Source organism: Stenotrophomonas sp. S41 (genome assembly GCF_016624625.1).
In the GTDB taxonomy this organism is placed as follows: Bacteria; Pseudomonadota; Gammaproteobacteria; order Xanthomonadales; family Xanthomonadaceae; genus Stenotrophomonas.
Window position 1 is genome coordinate 1 of sequence record NZ_JACVTV010000182.1, and the last position, 4,316, is coordinate 4,316.

A 4,316-nucleotide genomic window follows, 5' to 3' on the forward strand; every position below is an offset into this window, starting at 1 on the left:
AGTGCCCCGCCATCCCACGGAATGCCGCTTCGGCTTTTGACGTTGACGTTGATTGAAGCAGGTGCAGGGCGCAGCCCTGCCGACCCACCCCTCAGTGCAGGAGCGCTGCCACCGCCGCCCGGAACCCGGCCTGCGCCGGCACCGACTCCGGCGCGTGATGCAGCTGCCGCACCGCGCGCGCCAACCGCGCCGCTCCCACGAATCCGCAGCTGGCCTGCAGCCGATGCAGCTGGTTGCGCAGGCTCGACGCGTCGTGCTGGTCCACCGCCTGTTCCACCGCGTCACGCACCCCCGGCAGCTCGGCCAGGAACAGCTCGCGCAGGGCGATCAGGTGGTTGCGCTGGCCATTCAGGGCCGCCAGGGCCGCCGTCTCGTCCCAGTCCTCCACGACCAGCTCGATCGCCGCCGGCGGCGGGGTCGTTCCAGCGGGACTGTTGACCAGGGCGCGGCGCACCGCCTTCAGCAGCTGGTCGCGACCCAGCGGCTTGACCAGGGTGTCGCTGAAGCCGGCTTCGCGCAGGCGTTCATGGATGCTCAGGTCGCCATCGGCGGTGTGGGCCAGGGCAGGCGTGTCCGGATGCGAGCGGCGCAGTTCATGCAGCAGCTGCGCGCCGTTGCCGTCAGGCAGGTTGACGTCGATCAGCCACAGGTCATGCGCACCGGGTTCGGCGCGGGCCAATGCACTTGCAAGTGAGTCAGCGGTGTCCACATCCGCTGGTAACGTTTCCAACGCCGCCTTGAAAAAACCGCGGCTGATGATGTCATCCTCGACAAGCAGGAAGCGGGGCCGGCTGGTCCGCGGGTTCATCTGCATCAGGGCTGCCTCCATGTCAGCTGTGTCCATCATCAAGCACGCGGGCGGCGGGCGCAAGCGGCCATCGGGCCCCCTCGGCCCGGATCTGCGACAATACGCACCCATTTTTGCCCGCAGCCTGTTGCCACGTGGCCCGATCCCGCTCCCGCATCGACCGTACTCCGTTCCAGACCGAGATCCTCGACCTCAGCCATGATGGTCGTGGCGTCGCCCGCCGTGAAGGCGAGGGCGGCAAGGTCACCTTCGTCAGTGGCGCCCTGCCGGGCGAAGTGGTGATGGCCGAACCGACCGCCCGCAACCGTCATTTCGACGAGGCCCGCACCGTTGAAGTGCTGCAGCCCTCGCCGCAGCGGGTGACGCCGAAGTGCCCGCACTTCGGTACCTGCGCCGGCTGCGTGCTGCAGCACCTGGACGAAGGCCAGCAGATCGTCGCCAAGCAGCGCGTGCTGATGGACAACCTGGAGCGCATCGGCCACGTGAAGCCGGGTGCCGTGCTGCCGCCGCTGGTCGGCGAGAGCTGGGGCTACCGCCGCAAGGGCCGCTTCTCGGTGCGCCGCGTCGAGAAGAAGGACAAGACCCTGGTCGGCTTCCGCGAGCAGGATCCGCGCTTCGTGGCCGACCTGAGCCAGTGCCTGACCGTGATCCCGGAAATCGGCACCAAGGTCGAAGCGCTGTCGACCTTCATCGAATCGCTCGATGGCAAACGCGACATCCCGCAGATCGAATTCATCGCCGGCGACCAGGCGGTGGTCTTGACCGTGCGCCACATGCAGCCGCTCAGCGATGCCGATCGTGCCGCCTGGGCCGCGTTCGGCCAGCAGCATGGGTTCGTGATCTACCTGCAGTCCGGCGGCGTGGACACCGTGCAGCCGCTGGACGGGCAGGGCGTGCCGCTGTCGTTCCGGCTGGAGCCGTGGGATGTCGAGCTGGCGTTCCGTCCGCTGGATTTCATCCAGGTCAACGCCAAGCTCAACGAGAAGATGATCGCCCACGCCCTGGACCTGCTGGAACCGGGTGAGGACGAGCGCGTGCTCGACCTGTTCTGCGGCCTGGGCAACTTCACCCTGCCGCTGGCCCGTCGCGTGCGCGAAGTGGTCGGCGTGGAAGGCGATGCCGGCCTGGTCACGCGTGCCCGCGAGAACGCCGAGCGCAACGGCCTGGCCAATGCGCAGTTCTTCAGTGCCGACCTGACCCAGGACCAGCGCAGCACCCCGTGGATGCGCCAGGGCTTCGACAAGCTGCTGCTGGACCCGCCGCGTTCGGGCGCCATCGAAGTGCTGCAGCAGCTGCCGCTGAAGCAGTTCAAGCGCATCGTCTATGTCAGCTGCCACCCGGGCTCGCTGGCCCGCGATGCAGGCTACCTGGTCAACGAGCAGGGCTTCACCCTGGTCAGCGCCGGTGCCATGGACATGTTCCCGCACACCGCGCACGTGGAAAGCATCGCGGTGTTCGAGAAGCGCTGAGTCAGTTCACCGGCAGCGGGTCCAGGCGCCACTGGTCGCCGATCCGCTTCAGGCCGACGGTCAACTGCCCGTCGTGGCCGCTGTCGAAGGCCAGCAGCAGGGCGCACCGCAGTTGTCCGTTGGCCTGGTCCAGCTCGCAGCCGTCCAGGCCGGTCAGGCGCATGCCATCGAAGTCCGCACGCATGGCTGCACGTTCGGAAGCGTCGCTGCCTTCGGCGATGAGCTCCTCGATGCGGGCCTGCAGCTGCGGGACGAGTTCCGCCAGCGGCGGCTGCGGTGCCTGCAGCCGCGTCGACTGCAGGCGCCAGCCATTGCCCTGCGGCGCCAACCGCATCATCCGATGGCCCTGCTTGATGCCACGTTCGTAGCCGACGCTGCAGTCGACCGCGCCATCGTCTGCCGGCACGCACCAGGGCAGGGCATTCAAGCGTGGCGCGAACATTGCGGCGGCGACCTGCGTGCCCATGCTTCTGCCTTGCAGGCCGGACTCGATTTCCGAGGCCAATGCCGCCTGTACCTGTTGCAGGTCGGGGACAGACGCTGCCGGGGCGAGCGCGGGCGTACAGCAGCAGAACAGGAACAGCAGACGACGCATCGACCGGCATCCATGCAGGAGGGGGCGTCATTGTAGGTTTGCCGCATTGCCTGCGGTACCGGCATGGTCACAGCGATCCCGCATAATGGCCGCATGGGCATTGAAATCGAACGCAAATTCCTCGTCACCCACGATGGCTGGCGTGCCGCCGCGCACCGGGTGATCCCGATGGCGCAGGGCTATATCAACGACATGGGCTCGCTTGATCGCGGCACCCAGAATGCCTCGGTGCGGGTGCGCATCGAAGGCGACCACGCCGCACTCAACCTGAAATCGCGCACCATCGGCCACACCCGCCAGGAGTTCGATTACCCGATTCCGGTGGCGGACGCGCGTGAGCTGCTCGCCCTCTGCGTCGGCGGGCTGATCGACAAGCGCCGGCACCTGGTCGAGCACGCCGGCCTGACCTGGGAAGTGGACGAGTTCCTCGGCGACAACGCCGGGCTGGTGGTGGCCGAAGTCGAGCTGGACAGCGCCGACCAGGCCATCGACCTGCCGGACTGGGCCGGTGCCGAAGTGACCGACGACACCCGTTACTACAACGTCGCCCTGGCCAGCCACCCGTATTCACAGTGGTGAACCCAAAAGGGGACGGAGGGGATTAATTCAATTAATCCCCTCCGTCCCCTTTTTTCGCTGGCGGGGGTCCCCATGTGGTCTGGATGAAGATCGATATCTACTCCGACGTGGTCTGCCCCTGGTGCTGGATCGGCAAGCATCGATTCGAGCAGGGTGTGCAGTTGCTGGGCGCCGATGCGCCTGAACTCGACATCCAGTGGCAGCCGTTCCAGCTGGATCCGGATGCCGGCGACACCCCGGTGCCGCTGCGCCAGGCCTATGCGGCCAAGTTCGGCGGCGCCGAGCGTACCGAGCAGATCCTCGGCCAGACCCAGACCACCGCGCGCGCCGAAGGCCTGCCGATGGACTTCAGCCAGGGCCAGGTGCGGGTGACCACGCTGCCGGCGCACCGCGTGCTGTGGCTGGCCGGCGAACACGGCGTGCAGGACGCGGTGGGCGAGGCCCTGTTCCGCGCCCACTTCGAGCACGGCCAGAACCTGGCCGACACCGAGGTGCTGGTGAAGGCTGGCGTGGCCGGCGGCCTGGACGGCGCGGAGATCGCGCAGCTGCTCGCCTCCGACCGTGGCCTGGCCGAGGTCGAGGCCAAGCTGGCCCAGGCCCACGCACTGGGCATTTCCTCGGTGCCGACCTTCGTCATCGACGGCCGCTGGGCCATCTCCGGCGCGCAGCCGCCGGAAGCCTTCGCCAACGCCCTGCGCCAGATCGCCGCCGAGCAGGGCGCCCCCGCCGCCGCTGCCGGTGACGAGGCCTGCGGCCCGGACGGCTGCGCCGTCTGAGCGGGCCGGGGTCGGAGCCCCTGCGGGGATCCGACCCCGGGGGGGGGGCCCCCCCGGGGGGGGGGGCGGGGGGGCCGGGGGCCCCCCCA

At 68.7% G+C, this 4,316-nt stretch carries 5 protein-coding genes; 3 read left to right on the forward strand and 2 right to left on the reverse strand.

Features of this window, described 5'->3' with window-relative positions:
* Positions 1 to 91: 91 nt before the first annotated feature.
* Positions 92 to 808 carry a response regulator gene (locus IAE56_RS20645; protein WP_200753807.1) on the reverse strand — a complete coding sequence of 239 codons (717 nt, stop codon included), beginning with the start codon at positions 806 to 808 and terminating at the stop codon, positions 92 to 94.
* A gap of 134 nt (positions 809 to 942) precedes the next feature.
* Here IAE56_RS20645 and rlmD point away from each other — a divergent pair, with 134 nt between their 5' ends.
* Positions 943 to 2,277 carry a 23S rRNA (uracil(1939)-C(5))-methyltransferase RlmD gene (gene rlmD / locus IAE56_RS20650; RefSeq protein ID WP_200753805.1) on the forward strand — a complete coding sequence of 445 codons (1,335 nt, stop codon included), beginning with the start codon at positions 943 to 945 and terminating at the stop codon, positions 2,275 to 2,277.
* A gap of 1 nt (position 2,278) precedes the next feature.
* Here rlmD and IAE56_RS20655 read toward each other — a convergent pair whose 3' ends face one another.
* A complete protein-coding gene (locus IAE56_RS20655; protein WP_200753806.1) occupies positions 2,279 to 2,872 on the reverse strand; it encodes a hypothetical protein in 594 nt (197 codons plus the stop codon).
* A gap of 93 nt (positions 2,873 to 2,965) precedes the next feature.
* On the opposite strand from IAE56_RS20655, the gene IAE56_RS20660 reads away from it, so the two are divergent.
* Positions 2,966 to 3,451, forward strand: coding sequence for a CYTH domain-containing protein (locus tag IAE56_RS20660; RefSeq protein ID WP_164075223.1), 486 nt, complete (start codon positions 2,966 to 2,968; stop codon positions 3,449 to 3,451).
* An 83-nt stretch (positions 3,452 to 3,534) separates the two neighbouring features.
* The gene (locus IAE56_RS20665; protein ID WP_108769585.1) at positions 3,535 to 4,227 is read left to right on the forward strand and encodes a DsbA family oxidoreductase; all 693 of its coding nucleotides are present in this window, start codon (positions 3,535 to 3,537) and stop codon (positions 4,225 to 4,227) included.
* Positions 4,228 to 4,316 lie beyond the last annotated feature (89 nt).

What these genes read in the sequence shown, in the direction of transcription:
- IAE56_RS20645 (WP_200753807.1), bottom strand. Translation starts at nt 808, where the DNA reads ATGAACCCGCGGACCAGCCGGCCCCGCTTCCTGCTTGTCGAGGATGAC.
- IAE56_RS20655 (WP_200753806.1), bottom strand. Translation starts at nt 2,872, where the DNA reads ATGCGTCGTCTGCTGTTCCTGTTCTGCTGCTGTACGCCCGCGCTCGCC.
- IAE56_RS20660 (WP_164075223.1), top strand. Translation starts at nt 2,966, where the DNA reads ATGGGCATTGAAATCGAACGCAAATTCCTCGTCACCCACGATGGCTGG.
- IAE56_RS20665 (WP_108769585.1), top strand. Translation starts at nt 3,535, where the DNA reads ATGAAGATCGATATCTACTCCGACGTGGTCTGCCCCTGGTGCTGGATC.